The sequence below is a fragment of the Kitasatospora sp. MMS16-BH015 genome, from assembly GCF_002943525.1.
Taxonomy (GTDB): Bacteria; Actinomycetota; Actinomycetes; order Streptomycetales; family Streptomycetaceae; genus Kitasatospora.
In genome coordinates this window covers 4,693,041-4,713,278 of sequence record NZ_CP025394.1, presented here as the reverse complement: position 1 = coordinate 4,713,278, position 20,238 = coordinate 4,693,041, and the positions used below count along the sequence as shown (strand labels likewise).

Here is a 20,238-nt window from a genome sequence, read left to right as displayed (position 1 = left end):
CTCGGACGGTCGCAGCTCGACGCTACCTGACGTAGTGCGCGATACGAGTGTTGCCCGTACGAGCACGATGAGGTTGTGTCAGGTGCCTGTCGGGGGACTGGGTTCGTGTGCACCACAAGTGCGTTCACGGGCCCGGACGCAACACGAGGGGGCCTGTTGTTCAGCCACATCGCAGACGCGCTGGCCGTGCCGGACATCGTCCGGCTGGAGGCCGGACTGTACGTCGTCAGATTCGAATCGATGAAGGTGACCTCCGCCCTCGCGGCGGTGCGGCGCCTGATGGCCGAGGGCGTGATCCGCCCCGGCGACACCTTGGTGGACAGCTCCAGCGGGGTCTACGCCTACGGGCTCGCGCTGGCCTGCAAGCGGTACGGCTTCGAGTGCCGGATCATCGCCTCACCGGCCGTGGACGCCACTCTCAAGACCCAGTTGGAGCTGCTCGGCGCCGTGGTCGACCAGCCCGGCTCCTCGCCGGACGCCAAGCTCGACCAGGCCGGCCGGGTCGAGCTGGCGGTGGAGTTCGTCAAGAATCACCCCCGGGCACACTGGATGCGCCAGTACCACGACCAGGGCCACTACGACGGCTACGCCCCGGTGGCCCGCCAACTCGCCGAGGGGCTCGGCACCGAGCGGCTCACCCTGGTCGGCGGGGTCGGCACCGGCGCCTCCACCGGCGGCCTGCACCGCGGCCTGACCGAGCTCGGGGTGCAGACCGAGCTGATCGGCGTGCAGCCCTTCGGCTCCGTCTCCTTCGCCAGCCAGGCCGTCGAGGACCCGGAGTTCCTGATCGCCGGGATCGGCAGCGGCATCCCGTTCGGCAACATCGCCTACGAGGCCTACCGCGAGATCCACTGGATGGACTTCACCTACGCCCGCTCCGGCTGCATCGAGCTGCTCCGCGAGCACTGCGTCTTCGCGGGCCTCTCCAGCGGCGCGGCCTACGTGGTCGCCCGGTGGCACGCGCAGCGCCGGGCGCAGTCGACGGAGCACCCCGTGGTCTTCATCGCCCCCGACACCGGGCACCGGTACCTGAACGAGGTGTTCGCCGGCCCCGCCCCGGTGGTCGAGCGCGACGAGCAGCAGTACCCGCGCCGGGTCACCACGCCCGGAGAGCTCGGGCTGCCCTGGTGCGTGACCGACTGGCAGCAGCACCGGGCCGGCTTCCCCTGTCCGGGCGGGGAGGGTTGAGATGCCGACCGTGGTGATGCTGGAGGCCCTCGCCTTCGGCCTTGACCACCTCGCCGCAGCCGCCGAGCGGCACGGGGTGGGTCTCGTCCTGCTGACCTTCGACCGTGCCTACTACCGGCGGCAGTTGGCCGCCTGCGGGGAGCGCGTCCGGGTCGTGGACGTGGACACCTTCGACCTCGGCGCCGTCCGCAAGGCGCTGGACGGGCTCGGCCCGGTGGACGGGCTGATCGCCAACACCGACACCTGGTCGCCGATCGCCGAGGCGCTGGCCGCCGAGTACGGCTTCCCCAACGTGTTGCGCGGGTCGGCGCTGTTCCGCGACAAGACCGCGGTGCGCAACCGCCTGGCCGAGGCCGGCCTCACCGCCGCCCGCGCGGTGCGCGGCGACCGGTGGGCCGCCACCCCCGCCGCGCAGCGGCCCCCGCTCGCGATCGTCAAGGACGCGGCCGGCACCAGCAGCAAGCACGTCCACCTGGCCGAGAGCGCCGCCGAAGTGGACGCATTGATCGCCGGGTTGACCGCCAAGGGCGTCCCGGCCGAGCGGATCACGATCGAGCCGTACGCCTGCGGCCCGCTGTTCAGTGCCGAGACGTACAGCACCGCCGAGGGCACCACCCTGCTGGGCATCAGCAGCCGCACGATGTCCGAGCTGCCCGAGTTCCGCGAGCTCGACCTGACCTTCCCGGTCGGCCACGGCACCGCCTGGGAGCGGGAGATCGAGGTCTGGGCCGGCGAGGTGCTCCGGGTGCTCGGCCGGGGCACCGGGCCCGCGCACATCGAGTTCATCAGGACGGCCGAGGGCCCCGAGCTGGTCGAGGTCAACCCCCGGCTCGGCGGCGGACACATCGGCGAGGCGGTGCTGCGCACCACCGGCGTGGACGTCTACGAGCTGCTGCTCGCCCAGGCGTTGGAGCCCCGGATCGAGCGGCGGCACCTCGCCGCCGCCACCCACCGCCCCGAGACCGGCGGCTACGCCCAGGTGCTCAAGTACACCCGGCGCACCGGCCCGCTCGGCGAGGTGACCGGAGCCGAGGCGCTGGCCGCCTTCCCCGGCGAGGTCGGCTGGACCCGGCTCAAGGCCGCCGGGGACGAGATCACCGCGGTCACCGACCAGGGCGCCTGCTACGGCTTCCTGACCGCCACCGGGCCCAGCCCCGAGGAGGCCCTGCAGCGGGCCCTGGCCGCCGCCCGCCACCTGCGGATCCGCACCACCGGAGAGGAGCACGGACGATGACGCTCAGCATCCTGGGCACCGGCTACGGAGCGGACGTCACCACCTCGGTGGCCGCCGCCCTGGCCGAGGCCGAGGTGGTGATCGGGCACCCGGTCTTCGTGGCCGAGGTGAAGGACCTGATCAACCCGGCCGCCGACTGCTTCGACGTGCTCGACCGGCTGGCCGAGGGCGAGGACGTGTTCGCCGCCCGCACCCGGATCGCCGCCGAGCACTCGGCGGCGGGCGCCGCCGTGGTGCTGCTCTCGGGCGGCGACCCGGGCCTGCTCGGGATGGCCGGGCCAGCCCTGCACCACCTCCACCGAGCCGGTCTGGAGCGGGAGTTGGAGACGGCCCGGGTGCTGCCCGGGCTCTCCGCCTGGCAGTACGCCTCGGCCGCGCTCGGCGCCCCGTTCAACAGCGGGCTCGGCGTGCTCTCGCTCTGCCTGTACACCCACACCGAGGAGAAGGTGCGGCGGCAGGTCGAGGGCCTGGCCGCCTCCGGCCTGGGCCTGGTCGCCTACATGCTGCGGCACAACGGCGAGCAGCTGCCCGAGCTCTTCCCCACCCCCGAGCCGGCCGCCGAACTCGCCCGCCGCCGCTTCCTACTGCTGCGCGACGCGCTGCTGGCCCACCGCCCGGCCGACACCCCGCTCTTCCTGCTCACCGGCCTCGGCCGGGGCAGCGCGGGCAGCAGCCGCACCGCCGCGCTGGCCGACGCGCTGGAGCTGTGGGAGGCCGCCGGCGAGGAGTCGGTGCTCTGCGTGCCGGGCGCCGACCACGAGCAGGGCACCGGTCGCGTCTGGACGATGACCTGATGGCCGCCTTCGCCCCCCTCTCCCCGGCGCTGACCGGCCTGGAGTGCGTGCGCTGCGCGGCCCGCTACCCGGTGGAGGACCACCCGCGCGGCTGCCCCGCCTGCCACGCGGCCGGGCAGAGCGCCAACCTGTACTGCCGGTACGCCGAGGGCACGCCCCTGGCGCAGCGGCTCCCCTACCCCGGCGCCTGGAACTTCGGCGTCGGCCCCACCCCGCTCACCGCCCGCCCGGGCCTGCCGGAGGTGCTGGTCAAGAACGAGGCGATCAGCCACACCGGCTCGCACAAGGACCGGTTCGCGGCCCAGGTGGTCGCGCACGCGGTGGCCCGGGGCTACCGGGCGGTCGCGGTCGGCTCCTCCGGCAACGCCGGGTACGCGCTGGCCGCCCACGCGGCGGCGGCCGGATTGGCCTGCGTGGTGGCCGCCTTCAACTACCTGCCCGAATCAACCCGCGCCCAACTGGAGTGCCTCGGAGCCGACTTGCGGCTCTTCGAGGAGGACGGCGACCGGCTCCGCTGCATCGCCGACCTGGCCGACGACCCGGCGGTGCTCACCGTGTCGAGCATCACCGACCCGGTGACCGGCAGCCACTGCATCGGCATCGAGGGCTACAAGCAGATCGCCTGGGAGCTCGCCGAGCAGCATCCTGCCGACCTGCACCACGTGGTGGTCCCCTCCAGCCGGGGCGACCTGGCCTGGGGCATCCACCTCGGCTTCCAGGACCTGCAGGAGCTGACCGGCCGCCCGGCCCCCCGGCTCCACCTGGTCGAACCCATCCCTCGGCTGGCCGCCGTACTGGCCGGCTCGGCCGGCCTCACCGACCGCTTCCCCGGCGACATCGGCCGTCTGCACTCGATCGGCGGCGACACCACCACCCACCAGGCCCACCGGGCCGTGGTGGCCGGCGGCGGCACCGCCCTGGTGGTCACCGACCACCAGGCCGACCTGGCCTTCCGCCGGCTGACCGGCCGGGGCCAGGTCTGGGAGCGCAGCAGCGCGACGGTCTTCGCCGCGTACGAGGCGCTGCGCGCCGACGGCACCGTGCGGGCCGGTGAGCAGACCGCCTTGGTCGCCACCTCGCACCTCTTCAAGGGCCTCTAGCCCGAACTCCTTTCTCTGTTACGTACGTTCGGAAGGAACACCGCTGTGAAGACGTCCAGCCTCTGGGGCACCCCGCAGTCCCGCTACTACCGCCTGCTCCAGCGGATCGAGGAGAACACCCCCGCCGGGCAGCCGCCCACCATGGCCGTGATCGGCTGCGCCGACGGCAAGTACGTGCTGCCCGCCGCCCGCCGCGGCTTCAAGGTGTGGGCGATCGACATCGACGAGGTCGCGCTGTTCGGCGGCTACAAGAAGGACCTCACCGGCGAGGTGCTGATGCCCGGCCTCGCCTCCCGGGTCAAGGCCGAGGGCCTGGAGGACCTGGTCGAGGTGGTGCACGGCGACTTCATGGCCGCGCCGCCGCAGCAGAAGTTCGACGCCGTGTTCACCAGCGGCGCGCTCCAGTACTCCAACAACCTGGAGCACTCGCTGGAGCAGATGGTCACCGAGGTGGGCGCCTGCGTGAAGCCGGGCGGTCTGCTCTACATCGACTACATGCTGCCGTACGAGGAGAAGTACCAGGGCCGGGCCATCTGTCCGGAGGCACCGTGGTGGAAGGAGTACTTCACCTCCCGCCCGGTCTGGGAGGTGAAGCACAACCGCGTCATGCCGCCGACCCTCGACAAGGCGCACGTCGAGTACCCGGTGGACCACTACCACCAGTGGGGCCACCTGCTGGCCCGCCGCACGGCCGCGTGAGCGGGGCTGCCATGGCTGACCCCCACCTGACCGCCCCCTCCGACGCGGTCCGGGCCATGGAGCCCATCGTCAACGGCACCCTCTGCCCCTTCGCCACCAAGGCCCGGCTGCGCGGCGCCCCGTGCTTCGACCCGTTACGCACCCTCCGGGAGAACCTGGAGGATTCGGTGGAACCGCTGCTGGCCTTCTCCCGGGACGCCGAGCGGGAGGGCCTGGACGGATTCCTCTACCGTTTCCCGGCCGCGGCGGTCGGCACCGGGGTGGAGGAATTGGGCGAACTCGTCCGCCTGCTGGTGGACGTGCTGGCCGAGGCCGATCCGGTCTGTCCGGCCGGCCGCGACCGGGCGGAGATCCTCGGCGGTAAATGGCGCTTCCGGTTCGCCGGGATCGACTACTTCCTGGCCGTCTTCTCTCCGGTCTACGGCGCGGACCACAGCCGGTCGACTTTCGGGATCACCGATTCGGTCTTCCTGATGATGCAGCCGAACAGCTCTTTCCACGCCCGGCTCGGCGCCCAGGGCCGGAAGACCCGGGCGAAGATCCGGGCCAAATTCACGGACGCCCACGGCGGATATCCGTCCTACGAGACGGAGGCGTTCAAGTTCGTTCTCCCGCTGCGCCACGAAGACCCGCCGGTCGAATGGTACGATGCGGAAATTTCTCGACTGAAAGTGGCCGGGTGACGTGAGCCGAATCCTGCTGGCGAGCCAGAACAGCATCAAGATCGAGGAGACCCGCCTGGTCTTCCCGGAGGTCGGCACGCTGGACCTCGAACTCCTGGAGGTGCAGCACACCGACCCCGCCGAGGTGGTCCGGCACAAGCTGGCGCAGGTGCGGGCCCTCGACCTCGAGGTGCCCGTGCTGGTCGAGGACACCGGCCTGGCGGTGGACGCCTGGGACGGGCTGCCCGGTGCGCTGGTCAAGTGGTTCGTCGGCGGGCTCGGCCCGGCCCGGCTCAAGGAGCTGATGGCCACCCCGGGCGCTCCGCTCGGGGCCACCGCCACCAGCGCGGTCGGCCTGGTGCACCGGGGCGATTGCGAGGTCTGGGTCGGTCACCTGGCCGGCCGGCTGGTGGACGCCCGGGGCGGCCTGGGCGGCTGGACGCCGATCTTCGAGGTCGGCGCCACCGGGCAGACCCTCGGCGAGATGAGCCTGGCCGACCGGATGCACCACACCATGCGGCGCGCGCCGCTGGAGCGGGCCCGCGGCTGGCTGACCGCCCGGGGCTGGACGGGCTGAGACCGGCGGCCGGGCCTGGCCGGGGCGCTCCCCCGGCCAGGCCCGGCCTTCGGGACTCAGGCCGCCGCGGCCGCCTCGGCACGGCTGTCGAGGTAGGCGAACACATCCTGCTCGGTGTCCGCGAAATGCACCAGCTCGGCCAGCGGAATGGGCAGGAAGCCGTCCTGCTCCATCCGCTGGAACTGCTCGCGCAGACCGTTGTAGAAACCCTCGGTGTTCAGCATGATCACCGGGACACCGGTCTTGTAGTGGTTCTTGAGCTCCAGGATGTCGGTGGTCTCGTCCAGCGTCCCCATCCCGCCCGGGGCCACCACCACGACATCGGCCTTCTCCCGCAGCAATTCCTTGCGCTCGGCCAGGTCGGCGGTGACGATCATCTCGTCGACGCCGGGCCGGACGATGTGCGAGAGGAATTCCACCGAGACACCGATCATCGAACCGCCGGCCTCGGCCACGCTGTCCGCTATCACCTTCATCAGGCCGACATTCGAACCGCCCCACACCAGGGTGTGGCCGTACTCGGCCAGAAGCGTGCCGAAATCGCGCACCGGACGGGCGTAACGCTCGTCGAGATTGGTCGCCGAAAGGAAGACGCAGATATTCATGGGGGTACGCTAGCAGACCGCTCGTGCTGTTTTCGGGAGTTCGCACGGAACCGCAGACAGAAAAGGCAGGAGTCATTCATGTCGTTCATAACCGGGGCGATCCGTCACTCGCACCGCATCAGTGAAGTCGCAGCCGCCTGGGATTCGGTGGCGAACGACCTCTACTCCCTCCCGAACTGGCTGGCCACCGCCGAGGCCCGCGCGCCCGGCCGCTGCCACTACGCGGTGCTCTCCGAGGCCGACGGCACCCCGCAGGGCGGTCTGGTCGCCTACGAGACCGGCCCGGACGGCTGGCACTTCGCCAACCCGGTGGCCCTGCTGGCCCGCAGCACCGAGGCGGTGGCCGAACACCTCGACTCCGCCGAGCTCGCCGAACTGACCACGTGCGCGAAGGAGTTGACCGAGGCGCAGGACCAGCTCCACCCCGCCCTGGCCTGCTACCTGCCCAGCGGCTACCGCCCCGGCCTGCTGCCCGGGCCCGACCCGGCGGGCACCGTCACCGAGGCTCTGCTCGACCAGCTGGACGCCCTCGCCGCCGAGGGCGGCTACCCCACCGCCGCCGTGCTGCACGTGCCCGAGCGCGCCAGCGCCCTGCGCGAGCGCCTGGAGCGGCGCGGCTACCTGCCCTTCGTGGCCGTCGGCGACTGCGTGCTGCACACCCCGTGGGCCGACTTCGGGGGCTACCTCGGCAGCCTGAAGAGCCACCGCCGCACGGCGGTGCGCCGGGAGATCCGGGCCTTCGCCGAATCCGGGGCCGAGCTGCGCGAGACCGGCCTGGACAGCCTGGGCGAGGCCCACGCCCTGCTGCACGCCGGGCACATGAGGCGCTACGGACACCCGGCGGAGCCCGCCGCCTCCCGGCAGCTGATCACGAGCATCCAGACCCACCGCACCGGCACCGGCCGGGTCTTCGAGGCCTGGCGCGGCACGGAGTTGATCGGGTTCGTGGTCTGCTACCAGCTCGGCGACGTGTTCTACCCGAAGATGATCGGCGTCGCCGAGGGCGAGAAGCGCAGCAGCGCCTACTTCAACCTGACCTACTACGAGCCGGTCCGGGTGGCACTCGCCGAGGGCATCCGGCAGATCGTCTACGGCCCCGAGGCGTACGGCGCCAAGGCACTGCGCGGCTGCGCCCTGGAGCGCCTGGTCAGCCACGTCCGGCTGCCCGCCGGTCAGCGGACGGCCGGAGCCCGGGCCGCCGCCCTGGTCGACCTCGGCCACCGCCGCCGGATGGACCGGCACGACTGGGCCCAGGCCGGCGCCGACGCCGACGCCCACACCGACGCGCGGAGCTGAGCCCGATGCCGCTGATCGACCGGGACGCCCGGGCCCTGCTGACCGCCAACCGGACCTTCCGCACCGTGTGGGCCGGCGAGGTGCTGGCCAACTTCGGCATGCAGCTGACCACCTTCGCGCTGCCGCTGGTCGCCGTCTCCACCGTGCACGCGAGCGGGCTGGGCGTCGGCCTGGTCTCCTTCGCTCAGTTCCTGCCGGTGCTGCTCTTCTCACTGGTCGCCGGGGTGGTGGTGGACCGGCACCCGCCGCGCCACACCCTGGTGCTCGGCAGCATCCTGCGCGGCGCCGCCCTGGCCGGGCTCGGCCTGGCGGCCGCCACCGGCCGGGTCACCCTGCTCGAACTCGGCCTGGCCACCGGGCTGGTGGGCACCGCCAACGTGTTCTACGAGGTGGCGTACCAGTCCACCGTGCCCAAGATCGTGCCCACCGACTCGATCGCCGCCGCCAACGGGCTCCAGCAGGCGGTCTACTCGGTCGGCGAGCTGGCCGGCCCCTCGGTGGCCGGCTTCCTGCTCGGCCGGCTCGGCCTCTCCCCCACCCTGGCCGTGGCGGTGGCGCTGTTCGTCGGCGCGATCGTCAGCGGCAGCCTGCTGCGCGGGGTCGGCGCGGCCGGCGCCGGCCGCGAGCCGGTGCTGCGCTCGATCCGCACCGGGCTGCGCTACACCTGGTCGCTGCGCCCGATCCGCGACCTGTGCGTGCAGGCCGGGCTGGCCAATCTGCTCTCCCAGGCGTTCATGACCGTCTTCCTGCTCCAGGCCGTGCGCGAACTCGGCCTGGGCAGTGCCACGGTGGGGGTGATCCTGGGCATCGGCAGCCTGGGCTCGGTGGCCGGCTCGCTCTACGCGGCCCGGCTGGCCGCCCGGCTCACCGTCGGCCGCACCCTGCTGGCCGGGGTCACCCTGCTGGCCCTCGGCCTGCTCGGCGTGCCCGCCGCGGTGGCCGTCGGCGGGTACGTGCCGGTGCTCGCCTCGCTCGCCTTCGTGGTGCTCGGCTTCGGCGTCTCTCTCTTCAACGTGTACGCGGTGAGCCTGCGCCAGTCGATCCCCCAGCCGCAGCAGCTCGGCGCCGTCACGGCCAGCTACCGGATGGTGGCCCTGGGCACCCTGCCGGCCGGCGGCCTGCTCGGCGGCGCGCTGGCCGACGTGCTCTCCCCGCACACCGCCGCCTGGGTGATCGGCACCGCCTGCCTGGCCGCCCCGCTCTGGCTGCTCGCCTCCCCGCTGCGCACCGTCCGCACCCTGGCGGACGCCAAGCTGCTCGGCGCCAACACGCCCTCAGTTGAGGGGATGTCAGATCAGCGCAAACCGTCGCTCGGTCAACCCGCCGAGTATGTCCCGTAGTTCGACCAGGAACTCCTGCTCGCTCTCCCGGATGAAGAAGTGCCCGCCGGGCACCATCCGCATCCCGAAGTCGCCCTCGGCGTAGCGGTCCCACTGCCGCACCTCGTCCGGGGTGACCAGCAGGTCCTCCGTCCCGGCGAAGGTGTGCACCGGCATCGGCAGCGGCACGGTGCCGCTCGGGCCGGGGCCGGAGCACATCAGCAGGTCGTCCCGGGCGATCGGCAGCAGGGCGGAGAGCCAGTCCGGGTGGTCGAGCAGCACCTGGGGGATGCCGCCGAGCCGCACCAGGCTCTCCACCAGCTCGTGCTCGGTGGCGTCCGGGGCGGCGAACTCCGGCGGCGGCAGGTGCGGGGCCCGGTAGGCGCTGAGCAGTACCGCCTCGGCCGGGCGGGAGCCCTGGATCAGTCGGCGCTCGGCCAGCGCGAAGGCGATCAGCGCGCCCATGCTGTGGCCGAACAGCACGTGCGGGTGCTCCAGCTCGGGCCCGAGCTCCCGGTCGAGCTCGTCGACCAGGGCGGGCAGATTGGTGAACCGTTTCTCCGCCATCCGGCCCTCCCGGCCGGGCAGCTGAACGGGCAGCACCTCCACCTCGAGCCCGAGCAGCCGCTGCCACCGGGCGTACGTGGAGGCCGCCCCGCCGGCGTACGGGAAGCAGAACACCCGCAACGCCCCGGGCAGCCGCTCGCCCGCGTGCCCGCCCCCCGGCAGATACCGCGTCATGCCGATTCCCTCGCCTTCGCCTCGGCCCCTCCGGGCCGGTCCTTGGTGTCCCCCCGGTCCTCGGTGCCCCTGAGCCCGTCCCCCGGCCCGTCACCCGCGACCGAGGCCAGCCGGGCCGCGACCGCCCGGCGCAGCTGCGGGCTCTGGCCGCGCAGCATCGAGCGCCACTCCTCCGGGCTGAAGTGCGCGGGCTCGGTGGTCTCGATGAAGTCGCGCAGCACCGAGATGAAGCGCTGCGGATCGGAGCGGAACGGGAAGTGCCCGGCGTCCGGGAAGAGTTCGAGCCGGCTGCCGGGCATCGCCACGTGCGCGATGCCCGCGTGCACCGGGGGCACCACCTGGTCGCGCTCGCCCCAGATCAGCATGGTGGGCATGCCCTGGGTCAGGTAACACCGGTCGAGCATGGTGCCGACCTGGCCGCGCCAGTCGACCACCGCGCGCAGGGTGCGGATGAAGGCGTTGCGCGAGGTGGCGTCCGGCAGCGCGTCCACCACCCGCAGCACGTCCGGCGCGTCCAGGCCGAGGCCGGTGTCGAGCAGCTCCATCAACTTCACGAAGATGCCGATCTGGGTGCGCATGGTCGGCAGCCGCAGCGCCGAGAGCACCAGGTTGGCCCCGGGCAGGGTGGCGGCCTTGAGCACCGGCGTCACCTGCCGCCCGACCCCGCCGGTGCCCACCAGCACCAACCGCTCGGTCCGCTCGGGGAACTGGTAGGCGAACTGCATCGCCACCGCGCCGCCGAGCGAGTGCCCGACCAGGGTGACCCGCTCGATGCCCAGCACCGAGAGCAGATCGCGCATCCCGTTCGCGTAGCCGCCGATCGAGTAGTCGGCCCGCGGCTTGTCCGAGGCGCCGTGCCCCAGCAGGTCCGGCGCCACCACCTTGTACCGCTGCGCCAGCCCCGGCATCACCTCGGCCCAGGTGGCCGAGGAGTCCCCGATCCCGTGCACCAGCAGCACCGCGCTGCCCTTGCCGGCCATCCGGAAGGCCCGCCGGTAGCCGTGCACGACGCGGGTCCGCAGGCGGATCTCGTTCCCCGCGGCCGGCCGGGGCCCACCGGCCGTCCTGCCCGCATTGGTCACCACAGTGCCTCCTACGGCTGCGCATCGAAGCGGTACCGGACGACAGTGCGGCTCGGGGCTTGCGAGGCTCTTAAGGGCCTTCACCCGGTATCTCACCGCTGGTGATTCGGTGGCGAACATTCAAGCGCTCCGCAAGCTCAGGGCAGGAGAGTCGATCGGACAGCTCGGCACGTTCCCGCTTCCGAGAGGGGTCTGACTCCCGTGACAGTTCAGGCAGAAGCACCTGCCCCGGCGAAGGTCGTCCTACAGGTCGACCGGGTGATCATCCGTTTCGCCGGTGACTCCGGCGACGGCATGCAGCTCACGGGTGACCGGTTCACCTCGGAGACGGCCTCCTTCGGGAACGACCTCTCCACCCTGCCGAACTTCCCGGCCGAGATCCGGGCCCCTGCCGGCACCCTGCCGGGGGTCTCCAGCTTCCAGCTGCACTTCGCGGACCACGACATCCTCACCCCCGGCGACGCGCCGAACGTGCTGGTCGCGATGAACCCGGCCGCCCTCAAGGCCAACCTGGCCGACCTCCCGCGCGGCGCCGAACTCATCGTCAACACCGACGAGTTCACCAAGCGCGCACTCACCAAGGTCGGGTACGACAGCGATCCGCTGGCCGACGGCTCACTGGACGCGTACCGGCTGCACGCCGTCCCGCTCACCTCGCTGACCGTGGAGGCGCTCAAGGAGAGCGGCCTGGCCCGCAAGGACGCCGAGCGGGCGAAGAACATGTTCGCGCTCGGCCTGCTCTCCTGGATGTACCACCGGCCGACCCACAGCACCGAGGCCTTCCTGCGGCAGAAGTTCGCCAGGAAGCCCGCCATCGCCGAGGCCAACATCACGGCCTACCGGGCCGGTTGGAACTACGGCGAGACCACCGAGTCCTTCGCCGTCTCCTATGAGGTCGCCCCGAGCACCTTCCCGGCCGGCACCTACCGGAACATCTCCGGCAACCTCGCGCTCTCCTACGGCCTGATCGCCGCCGCCCAGCGCAGCGGCCTCCCGCTGTTCCTGGGCTCGTACCCGATCACCCCGGCCTCGGACATCCTGCACGAGCTGAGCAAGCACAAGAACTTCGGTGTCCGCACCTTCCAGGCCGAGGACGAGATCGCCGGCATCGGCGCCGCCCTCGGTGCGGCCTTCGGCGGCGCGCTCGGCGTGACCACCACCTCGGGCCCGGGCGTGGCGCTGAAGTCGGAGACCATCGGGCTCGCCGTCTCGCTCGAACTCCCGCTGCTGGTGGTGGACATCCAGCGCGGCGGGCCGTCCACCGGGCTGCCGACCAAGACCGAGCAGGCCGACCTGCTGCAGGCGATGTTCGGCCGCAACGGCGAGGCGCCGGTGCCGATCGTGGCCCCGGCCACGGCGGCCGAGTGCTTTGACGCGGCGATCGAGGCGGCACGCATCGCGGTGACCTACCGGACGCCGGTGCTGCTGCTCTCGGACGGCTACCTGGCCAACGGCTCCGAACCCTGGCGGGTGCCGAACGTCGCGGAACTGCCCGTCATCGAGCCCGGGTTCGCCACCGCGCCGAACCACGTGCTGCCCGACGGCAGCGAGGTGTTCTGGCCGTACAAGCGGGACTCGCAGACGCTGGCCCGGCCGTGGGCGGTGCCCGGCACGGCCGGGCTCGAGCACCGGATCGGCGGGATCGAGAAGCAGGACGGCACCGGCAACATCTCCTACGACCCGGCCAACCACCAGCACATGGTCCGCACCCGGCGCGCCAAGATCGACGGCATCGCCGTCCGCCCGGTGGAGGTGGACGACCCGACCGGGGACGCGCGGGTGCTGGTGCTCGGCTGGGGCTCGACCTACGGCCCGATCACGGCGGCCGTGCGCCGGGTCCGCCGCGAGGGCGGGCGGATCGCCCAGACCCACCTGCGGAACGTCAACCCCTTCCCCGCCAACCTCGGTGCCGTACTGCGCGGTTACGACCGGGTGATCGTGCCCGAGATGAACCTGGGCCAGCTCGCCCTGCTGCTGCGTGCGGAGTACCTGGTGGACGTGGAGTCCTTCACGCAGGTCACCGGCCTGCCCTTCAAGGCCGAACAGCTGGCCGGCGCGCTCACGGCCGCCCTGACCGACGGAGCCCCCGACCATGCCTGAGGCCGCGTTCCCCTCGTTGAACCTGGTGCCGAAGTCCGAACTGCCCCTCGCAGCCCGTGACTTCAAGACCGACCAGGAAGTCCGCTGGTGCCCCGGCTGCGGCGACTACGCCATCCTCGCCGCCGTCCAGTCCTTCATGCCCGAACTCGGCATCAAACGCGAGAACACCGTCTTCGTCTCCGGCATCGGCTGCTCCTCCCGCTTCCCGTACTACATGAACACCTTCGGGATGCACTCCATCCACGGCCGCGCCCCGGCCATCGCCACCGGCCTCGCCGCCTCCCGGCCCGACCTCTCCGTCTGGGTCGTCACGGGCGACGGCGACGCCCTCTCCATCGGCGGCAACCACCTCATCCACGCCCTGCGCCGCAACGTCAACCTCAAGATCCTGCTCTTCAACAACCGCATCTACGGCCTGACGAAGGGCCAGTACTCACCCACCAGCGAAGTCGGCAAGATCACCAAATCCACCCCCATGGGCTCCCTCGACCACCCCTTCAACCCCCTCTCCCTGGCCGTCGGCGCCGAAGCCACCTTCATCGCCCGCACCATCGACTCCGACCGCCAACACCTCACCTCCGTCCTCCGCGCCGCCGCCCGCCACCAAGGCACCGCCCTCGTCGAGATCTACCAGAACTGCAACATCTTCAACGACGGCGCCTTCGAACTCCTCAAAGAGCCCGGCACCCGCGACGAAGCCCTCATCCGCCTCGAACACGGACAACCCATCACCTTCGGCACCGACCAAGGCGTCTTCCGCGACCCCGACGGCGAACTGACCGTCGACACCGTCACCGAGGCCAACCGCGACCGGGTGCTCGTCCACGACGCCCACCACCCCAGCGCCGCCCGGGCCTTCGCCCTCACCCGCCTCACCGACGCCGACCTCCTCCACCACACCCCCATCGGCGTCATCCGCGACACCACCCGCCCCGTCTACGACACCCTCATGGCCGACCAACTCGCCGCCGCCACCGCGGCCAAGGGCCCCGGCGACCTGGCCGGCCTGCTGGCCGGCAACGACACCTGGACCGTCAACTAACCGTCACCCCGGACGAAGAGGAACCACCCATGGCGTACGTGATAGCGGCCCCCTGTGTCGACGTGAAGGACCGGGCCTGCATCGACGAGTGCCCCGTCGACTGCATCTACGAGGGGCAGCGCTCGCAGTACATCCACCCGGACGAGTGCGTGGACTGCGGGGCCTGTGAGCCGGTCTGCCCGGTGGAGGCGATCTTCTTCCAGGACGAACTCCCGGAGGAGTGGGCCGACTTCGCCCGCGCCAACGCCGAGGTGTTCATCCCGCTCGGCTCGCCGGGCGGGGCGTCCACGGTGGAGGTCTTCGCCGAGGACCACCCCGTGGTGACGGCGTACGTGCCGAGTCAGGTCTGAGGCCGCCGTGCCGCGCCTGGGCCTGGACACCGCCGCCGTGGTGGCCGCCGCGCTCTCCGTCGTGGACGAGCGCGGCCCCGCCGCCCTGACCCTCGCCGCCGTGGCCGACCGGACCGGCGTGGCGACCCCCTCGCTCTACAAGCACGTCAAGGGCCTGGCCGACCTGCGCCGCCGGGCCGCCGAACAGGTGCGCACCGAGCTCGGCGCGGAGCTGCGCGAGGCCGTCCAGGGCCGCAGCTCGGGCGAGGCGGTCTCCGCCCTGCTCCGCGCCCACCAGGACTACGCCGACCGCGAGCCGCACCGGTACGCGCTGCTCACCGCCGGCGAGCCGGGCAGCTGCCCGGGCCAGGTCGACCAGGTGGACGCCGTGATGGCCGCCGCCCTGCGCGGCTACGAGCTGCCCGAGCCGGAGCTACACCACGCCACCCACGCCCTGCGCGCCGTGGCCCTGGCCTCGGCCGCCCTCGGCGGCTCGGCCGAATCCCGCGGCCTGCTGGTGCAGCTCTTCACCACCGGCCTGCGGTCCCTCTGAACGACTGAACAGCAACACAGCGAAGGGGTGTTGGGGGATCGTATCCCCCAACACCCCTTCGACTTGCGCTACTTCCGCTACGTCAGCTGCCGACCTGGGCCGGGGCCCACATCCGTCCGTACAGCTCGCGCCGCGAGGAGACCTCCAGCTTCTGCAGCACCGTGCTGACGTAGTTCTTCACCGTCTGCCGGGCCAGGTGGAGCTCGTCCGCGATCTCGTCGTTGGAGAACCGCCGCAGCAGCAGGGCCAGCACCTCGCGCTCGCGCACCGTCATCCCGCCGTGCTGGAGGTCGGTCTCCAGCCAGCCCTCCTCCGCGCGGGGCTGGTCCTGGCTGGTGAGCCAGACGTGCCGGCCGGCCACCAGGCGCTCGACGGCGTCGACCATGGCGACCGTCTCCACCGAGCGGTGCACGAAGCCGTCGGCCGCGCCCCGCAGGCACTCGATCACCACGCTCAGCTCGCTGCGCTCGGTGTAGACCAGCACCAGCGGCGCCCCGGGCAACTCCTTGAGCCGGCGGCCGAGCCGGATGCCGTCCCAGGAGCCGAGCAAGTCGCAGTCGGTGACCACGAGTTCGGGGCGGGATTCCTGGTAGATCCGCCAGGCGGCCTCGGCGGTGGCGGCTACCGAGACCGACTCCACGACCGCCGCGTCCCGCAGCAGGCCCGAGACGGCCCACCGGGCCAACGGCCACTGGTCGACCACCAGCGCCCGCCGGGCCCGGCGGGGCAGGGCCTCGTTCACCTCGTCATAGCGCTCCGTCGTCATCCGTCCCACCCCGTCCCCTCGGCGTGCCGCCCTTCAGGCCGGACTCGGCCCGACTCTGTCAGGTACCGAAGATTGTCCAAAGAGCCCGGAATGTGGGTCAACGCGCACCCCGCTTGTTTCGCAAGTAGCGCCGGAGAGTTGCGACACTCCGCGCGAAACGCGCCCGGCCGTCCGCACGTGCACCCGCACGTGCACTCGTACGAACGTCCGCCACCAGCACGGATGCCCGGTGGGCGACCACCCCACCGGTACCCGGAGTACCGCCCGTCGGGCCCAATCGAGTACCGCCGGTCCTAACCGGGCGGTCGTAAGGCTTCCTAACCTGATCGCGGACGGGGGGAGCGTCCACCGGCTCGGGTTCTCGCCTCCTCCGGCTGAATCAGCCCGCAGCTGCGCTTACGAGTGGAGATCACCGTGCCAGAGAAAGCACCAGGTCAGACCCTCGCTCAAGCGGTCCGTCGGCCCTCCGCGCCGACCCCTGTGCCGGGCGCCTCGGCCCTCGTGCACCACCTGGTCCACCGGCCCAACACGCCCGAGGGCGTGGTGCTGGGCACCACCGGTCCGACCGAGCAGCAGTTCGCGGTCTCCGCACTGCTGCCCGAGCGGCACCCGCTCTTCAACGACGGCGCCGAGCTGTTCCACGACCTGCACTCGCCAGCCGAAGTCCTGCGCCGCACCGCGCTGTTCGTCTCGCACCGGTACTTCCGGGTGCCGCAGGAGAGACCGGCGGTGTTCGCCGCGACGGAAGTGGCGATGACCGGGCTGGAGCCCTGGCGGCGCAGCCCGGGGCCGGCCCACCTGGCGATGGACATCACGCTGACCCCGGCCGACGTGGTCAGTGGGGTGCCGCGCGGTCTGGAGTGCGAGTCGACGATCTACGTCGAGGGGGCGCGCTGCGGCACCGCCAGCGCCCGGCTGGTCTTCCTGATGCCGCGGGTCTACCAGAACCACCGCGAGCGCGGGCGCTCGATGAGCAGGGCCGAGTTCATCGGCCCCACCGACGGCGAGCTGTGGGCCGGTTCGCCCACCGCGCGGGCGGTCGGCCGGGCCGACCAGGTCAACGTGGTGCTCGGCACCCCGCTGCTCAGCCCGGAGAGCGAACTGGTGGTGGAGCTGGTGACCGACCCGCGCAACCAGGTCTACGCCGAGGCCACCACCGACCACGTGCCGGCCCTGGTGCTGATCGAGGGCACCCGGCAGGCCGCGCTGCTGCTCGCGGGCGAGCTGCACGGCTTCACCGTCGGCAGCTGCGTGCTGAGCCGGTGGAACGCGCGCTTCCAGGGGTTCGCCGAGCCCGACCTGCCGCTCTACTGCCGGGCCACCGCCGGGGAGTTGGAGCGCACGGCGGACGGGCGGCCGGCCCTGCCCGTGGCGCTCACCCTGCACCAGGGGTCGCGGCAGGTCGCCGCGATCGACACCGTCGTGCTCCAGGACTGCTGATGTCGGGCTCAGGGGACACCGTCAGATTCCGCGTGCTCGGACCGATCAGCATGCTGCCGCACACGCCGACCGCCGCCAAGGTCCGGGTGCTGCTGGCCACGCTGCTCGTCCGGGCCAACGAGGCCGTCTCCACCACGGCCCTGATCGACGAGCTCTGGGACATCCACCCGCCGCGCACGGCGGCCACCACGCTCCAGGTCTACGTCTCCCAACTACGGCGCGCGCTCGGCGAGATACCGTCCGAGCCGACCACCACCGAACGCCGACTGCACACCGTCCCGCCGGGCTACCGGCTCACCGTCAGCGAGGAGGAGTTCGACCTCAGCCGCTTCGAGACCCTGCGCCGCACCGGCAAGGAGGCCTACGACCAGGGGGATTACGTCACCGCCGCCGCCGATCTGCGGGAGAGCCTGTCGCTCTGGACCGGCCTGGCGCTCTCCGGCGTGCCGCACGGCCCGGTGCTCGCCACCACCAGCGTGCGGCTGGAGGAGCTGCGCACCGTCACCCTGGAGCAGCGGATCGCGGCCGACCTGCGGCTCGGCCGGCACCACGAACTCACCGGCGAGCTCATGGAGTTGGTCAACCAGCACCCGTACCGGGAGACGCTGCACGCGCACCTGATGGTGGCGCTCTACCGCTCCGACCGGCAGTCCGACGCGCTCCAGGCCTTCGCCCGCGCCCGGAAGGCGCTGGTGGACGAGCTGGGCGTGGAGCCCGGGGCCGGGCTACGCCGGCTGCACGACCGCATCCTGCGCTCGGACCCGCACCTGGCCTGGCAGGACCCGGCTCCGGCCCGGCCCGCCCCGGTGGCGCCCGCGCTCTGGCTGCCGCCCGCCACGGCCGACTTCACCGGCCGGGAGGCCGCGCTGGCCACCGCCGCCAAGCTGCTGCCCGGCGAGGAGGGCCAGGGCCCGCGGGTGCTGGTGATCGGCGGCCGGGCCGGGGTCGGCAAGACGGCCTTCGCCGCCGAGTTCGCCCGCCGGTTCGCCGCGAACTTCCCGGACGGCCAGGTGCTGCTGCCGCTCCGCGGTGGGCAGGACCGGCCGCTGGACAGCGCGCAGACCGTGCTCGGCCTGCTGCACCGGCTCTCCACCGACTCCGCTGCCGCACCGGGGGACCAGGAAGGGAGCAGCGCCGAGGGCCGACCCGAGCTGGCCGAGCTGACCGAGCAGCTGCACCGGGCCGTGGAGGGGCGCAAGCTGCTCCTGGTGCTGGACGACGCGGCCTCCGAGGACCAGCTGCGGCCGGTGCTGGCCGCGATGCCCGAGGTGTTCACCGTGGTCACCAGCCGCCGGCCGCTGACCGGCCTGGACGGCGCCCGGCACCTGGTGCTCGACGTGCTCCGGCCCTCCGAGGCCGCCCGGCTGCTCACCTCGATCGTCGGCCCCCGGCTCACCGAGGACTCGACGGCGGCGCGGGAGATCGTCCGGCTCTGCGGCTGCCTGCCGCTGGCCGTCCGGGTGGCGGGCAGCGGCCTGGCGGCCCGCCCGCACTGGTCGGCGAACGACTGGGCCGACCGACTGGCGGACGAGGGCGCGGGCCTGAGCCCGTTCGTGGCGGGCGACCTGGACGTGCGGGCCAGCCTGCTGGTGGGCTACCGCGAGATCGGCCCGGCCGAGCAGCGCGCCTTCCGGCTGCTGGCGCTCGCACCGGTGCCGGACTTCCCGCTCTGGGCGGCCGCCGCGCTGCTCGACCTGCCCCCGGCCGAGGCCGAGCAGGTGGTGGAGCGGCTGGTGGAGTCGCAGCTGCTGAGCGTGCGGCGGCACGGCCCGGGCCAGCCCTGCCGATACAGCTACCACCGGCTGCTGCGCACCCTGGCGCTCGAGCTGCTCGCGGCCGACCCGGTCGGCGCGGTGGAGGCGGGCACCGAGCGCCTGGCCACGGCGTACCTCTCGTACGCCCAGTACGCGGCGGCGCTGCTCACCCCCGAGCGGGCCGAGCGGCCGGACGGCGGCGGGCCGGGGGCGCTCTCCTGCGGGCGGATCGTCGGGGACAACCCGGCGCGCTGGTTCCAGGAGGAGGCGGCCGGGCTGGTCGGGGCCGTCCGGCAGGCGCACGCGGCCGGGCTCTGGCTGCTCACCTGGGAGCTGACCCGGGCGCTGGCCGGGTACTTCGAGGCCGGTTCGGCCTGGGACGAGTGGGCGGCCACCCACGAGCTGGCGCTGGCGGCGGCGCACCGGGCCGAGCACCCGGGGGCGCGGGCGGCGGTGCTGGTCTCGCTGGGCGACCTGGCCTGGCAGCAGCGGCGCGGGCCGCTGGCGGCCGAGCACTACGAGACGGCCCGGGTGATCCACCGGGAGCTGGGCGACCGGCTCGGCGAGGCGCGCTGCCTGGTCGGGCTGGCGGACGTGGCGCTCACCGACGCCGAGCCGGGCCCGGCGGGCAAGCTCTACGCGCAGGCGGCCGAGCTGTACGGCACCGAGCCGGCCGGGCAGCGCGGGCGGGTGGACGTGCTGCGGGGCCTGGCGCTGGCGCACCTGATCTCGGGGCGGACGGAGGAGGCGCTGGTCGGGTTCGCGGAGTTCGTGGACGCGGCGCAGCGGCTGGGCGACCGGCGGTGGGCGCAGTTCGGCAGCCGTTCGATCGACCGGATCCAGGAGCACATGATCGACTGGGCGGGGGGTGCCCGGGAGGCCCGACCGGAGGCGGTCGAGGTTCGGCCGGGCGTGTGGTTGGTGGGTGATCCGCAGCTCCAGCGGTGATCCGCGGGG

Annotated in this window: 19 protein-coding genes; 15 read left to right on the top strand and 4 right to left on the bottom strand. The window is 72.8% G+C overall.

What is annotated here, in order from left to right; all coding sequences use genetic code 11:
• Nucleotides 1–156 precede the first annotated feature (156 nt).
• The 7 genes from CFP65_RS20350 to CFP65_RS20320 are packed head-to-tail and all read left to right on the top strand — an operon-like array spanning nt 157 to nt 6,254.
• Nucleotides 157–1,188: a pyridoxal-phosphate dependent enzyme gene (locus tag CFP65_RS20350; RefSeq protein ID WP_104817518.1), complete on the top strand. Its 1,032-nt coding sequence runs from the start codon at nt 157–159 to the stop codon at nt 1,186–1,188.
• A 1-nt stretch (nt 1,189) separates the two neighbouring features.
• A complete protein-coding gene (locus CFP65_RS20345; RefSeq protein WP_104817517.1) occupies nt 1,190–2,422 on the top strand; it encodes an ATP-grasp domain-containing protein in 1,233 nt (410 codons plus the stop codon).
• On the top strand, nt 2,419–3,216 hold the full coding sequence (locus CFP65_RS20340) for an SAM-dependent methyltransferase (RefSeq protein ID WP_104817516.1): 798 nt from the start codon (nt 2,419–2,421) through the stop codon (nt 3,214–3,216). The genes CFP65_RS20345 and CFP65_RS20340 overlap by 4 nt, the downstream gene beginning before the upstream one ends.
• Nucleotides 3,216–4,316 carry a PLP-dependent lyase/thiolase gene (locus CFP65_RS20335; RefSeq protein WP_104817515.1) on the top strand — a complete coding sequence of 367 codons (1,101 nt, stop codon included), beginning with the start codon at nt 3,216–3,218 and terminating at the stop codon, nt 4,314–4,316. Before CFP65_RS20340 ends, CFP65_RS20335 begins: the two co-directional genes overlap by 1 nt.
• A 45-nt stretch (nt 4,317–4,361) precedes the next feature.
• Entirely contained in the window at nt 4,362–5,015 is a 654-nt protein-coding gene (locus CFP65_RS20330; RefSeq protein WP_104817514.1) for a bifunctional 2-polyprenyl-6-hydroxyphenol methylase/3-demethylubiquinol 3-O-methyltransferase UbiG, read from the top strand.
• Between the two features lie 11 nt (nt 5,016–5,026).
• Nucleotides 5,027–5,698: a YqcI/YcgG family protein gene (locus tag CFP65_RS20325; protein ID WP_104817513.1), complete on the top strand. Its 672-nt coding sequence runs from the start codon at nt 5,027–5,029 to the stop codon at nt 5,696–5,698.
• A gap of 1 nt (nt 5,699) precedes the next feature.
• The gene (locus tag CFP65_RS20320; RefSeq protein ID WP_104817512.1) at nt 5,700–6,254 is read left to right on the top strand and encodes a non-canonical purine NTP pyrophosphatase; all 555 of its coding nucleotides are present in this window, start codon (nt 5,700–5,702) and stop codon (nt 6,252–6,254) included.
• Nucleotides 6,255–6,310: 56 nt separating this feature from the next.
• Here CFP65_RS20320 and CFP65_RS20315 read toward each other — a convergent pair whose 3' ends face one another.
• Complete coding sequence (locus CFP65_RS20315; protein ID WP_104817511.1) at nt 6,311–6,859, bottom strand: TIGR00730 family Rossman fold protein; 549 nt, start codon at nt 6,857–6,859, stop codon at nt 6,311–6,313.
• Between the two features lie 78 nt (nt 6,860–6,937).
• Here CFP65_RS20315 and CFP65_RS20310 point away from each other — a divergent pair, with 78 nt between their 5' ends.
• Together CFP65_RS20310 and CFP65_RS20305 are read left to right on the top strand one after the other, a co-directional pair.
• Nucleotides 6,938–8,155 (top strand): GNAT family N-acetyltransferase, encoded by a 1,218-nt coding sequence (locus CFP65_RS20310; protein WP_104817510.1) that lies wholly within the window; start codon nt 6,938–6,940, stop codon nt 8,153–8,155.
• A gap of 5 nt (nt 8,156–8,160) precedes the next feature.
• Nucleotides 8,161–9,495, top strand: a complete 1,335-nt coding sequence (locus CFP65_RS20305) for an MFS transporter (RefSeq protein WP_104817509.1) — start codon at nt 8,161–8,163, stop codon at nt 9,493–9,495.
• Here the strand turns inward: CFP65_RS20305 and CFP65_RS20300 are convergent.
• Together CFP65_RS20300 and CFP65_RS20295 are read right to left on the bottom strand one after the other, a co-directional pair.
• Nucleotides 9,445–10,215 (bottom strand): thioesterase II family protein, encoded by a 771-nt coding sequence (locus CFP65_RS20300; protein WP_254552483.1) that lies wholly within the window; start codon nt 10,213–10,215, stop codon nt 9,445–9,447. The genes CFP65_RS20305 and CFP65_RS20300 overlap by 51 nt on opposite strands.
• Nucleotides 10,212–11,297 carry an alpha/beta fold hydrolase gene (locus CFP65_RS20295; protein WP_254552482.1) on the bottom strand — a complete coding sequence of 362 codons (1,086 nt, stop codon included), beginning with the start codon at nt 11,295–11,297 and terminating at the stop codon, nt 10,212–10,214. The genes CFP65_RS20300 and CFP65_RS20295 overlap by 4 nt, the downstream gene beginning before the upstream one ends.
• Nucleotides 11,298–11,498: 201 nt before the next feature.
• On the opposite strand from CFP65_RS20295, the gene CFP65_RS20290 reads away from it, so the two are divergent.
• From CFP65_RS20290 to CFP65_RS20275, 4 genes are read left to right on the top strand one after another with little or no spacing between them, the layout of a single operon-like run.
• The gene (locus CFP65_RS20290; RefSeq protein WP_254552481.1) at nt 11,499–13,397 is read left to right on the top strand and encodes a 2-oxoacid:acceptor oxidoreductase subunit alpha; all 1,899 of its coding nucleotides are present in this window, start codon (nt 11,499–11,501) and stop codon (nt 13,395–13,397) included.
• The gene (locus tag CFP65_RS20285) at nt 13,390–14,439 is read left to right on the top strand and encodes a 2-oxoacid:ferredoxin oxidoreductase subunit beta (RefSeq protein WP_104817506.1); all 1,050 of its coding nucleotides are present in this window, start codon (nt 13,390–13,392) and stop codon (nt 14,437–14,439) included. The genes CFP65_RS20290 and CFP65_RS20285 overlap by 8 nt, the downstream gene beginning before the upstream one ends.
• Nucleotides 14,440–14,468: 29 nt before the next feature.
• Nucleotides 14,469–14,789, top strand: coding sequence for a ferredoxin (gene fdxA / locus CFP65_RS20280; protein WP_104817505.1), 321 nt, complete (start codon nt 14,469–14,471; stop codon nt 14,787–14,789).
• 7 nt (nt 14,790–14,796) lie between these two features.
• Nucleotides 14,797–15,321: a TetR/AcrR family transcriptional regulator gene (locus CFP65_RS20275; RefSeq protein WP_104817504.1), complete on the top strand. Its 525-nt coding sequence runs from the start codon at nt 14,797–14,799 to the stop codon at nt 15,319–15,321.
• 82 nt (nt 15,322–15,403) lie between these two features.
• Here the strand turns inward: CFP65_RS20275 and CFP65_RS20270 are convergent, their stop codons facing one another.
• Entirely contained in the window at nt 15,404–16,087 is a 684-nt protein-coding gene (locus tag CFP65_RS20270; RefSeq protein WP_104817503.1) for a response regulator transcription factor, read from the bottom strand.
• Nucleotides 16,088–16,588: 501 nt separating this feature from the next.
• Here CFP65_RS20270 and CFP65_RS20265 point away from each other — a divergent pair.
• Together CFP65_RS20265 and CFP65_RS20260 are read left to right on the top strand one after the other, a co-directional pair.
• Nucleotides 16,589–17,527, top strand: a complete 939-nt coding sequence (locus tag CFP65_RS20265) for an AfsA-related hotdog domain-containing protein (RefSeq protein ID WP_158702273.1) — start codon at nt 16,589–16,591, stop codon at nt 17,525–17,527.
• On the top strand, nt 17,527–20,229 hold the full coding sequence (locus tag CFP65_RS20260; protein ID WP_104817501.1) for an AfsR/SARP family transcriptional regulator: 2,703 nt from the start codon (nt 17,527–17,529) through the stop codon (nt 20,227–20,229). The genes CFP65_RS20265 and CFP65_RS20260 overlap by 1 nt, the downstream gene beginning before the upstream one ends.
• Nucleotides 20,230–20,238 lie beyond the last annotated feature (9 nt).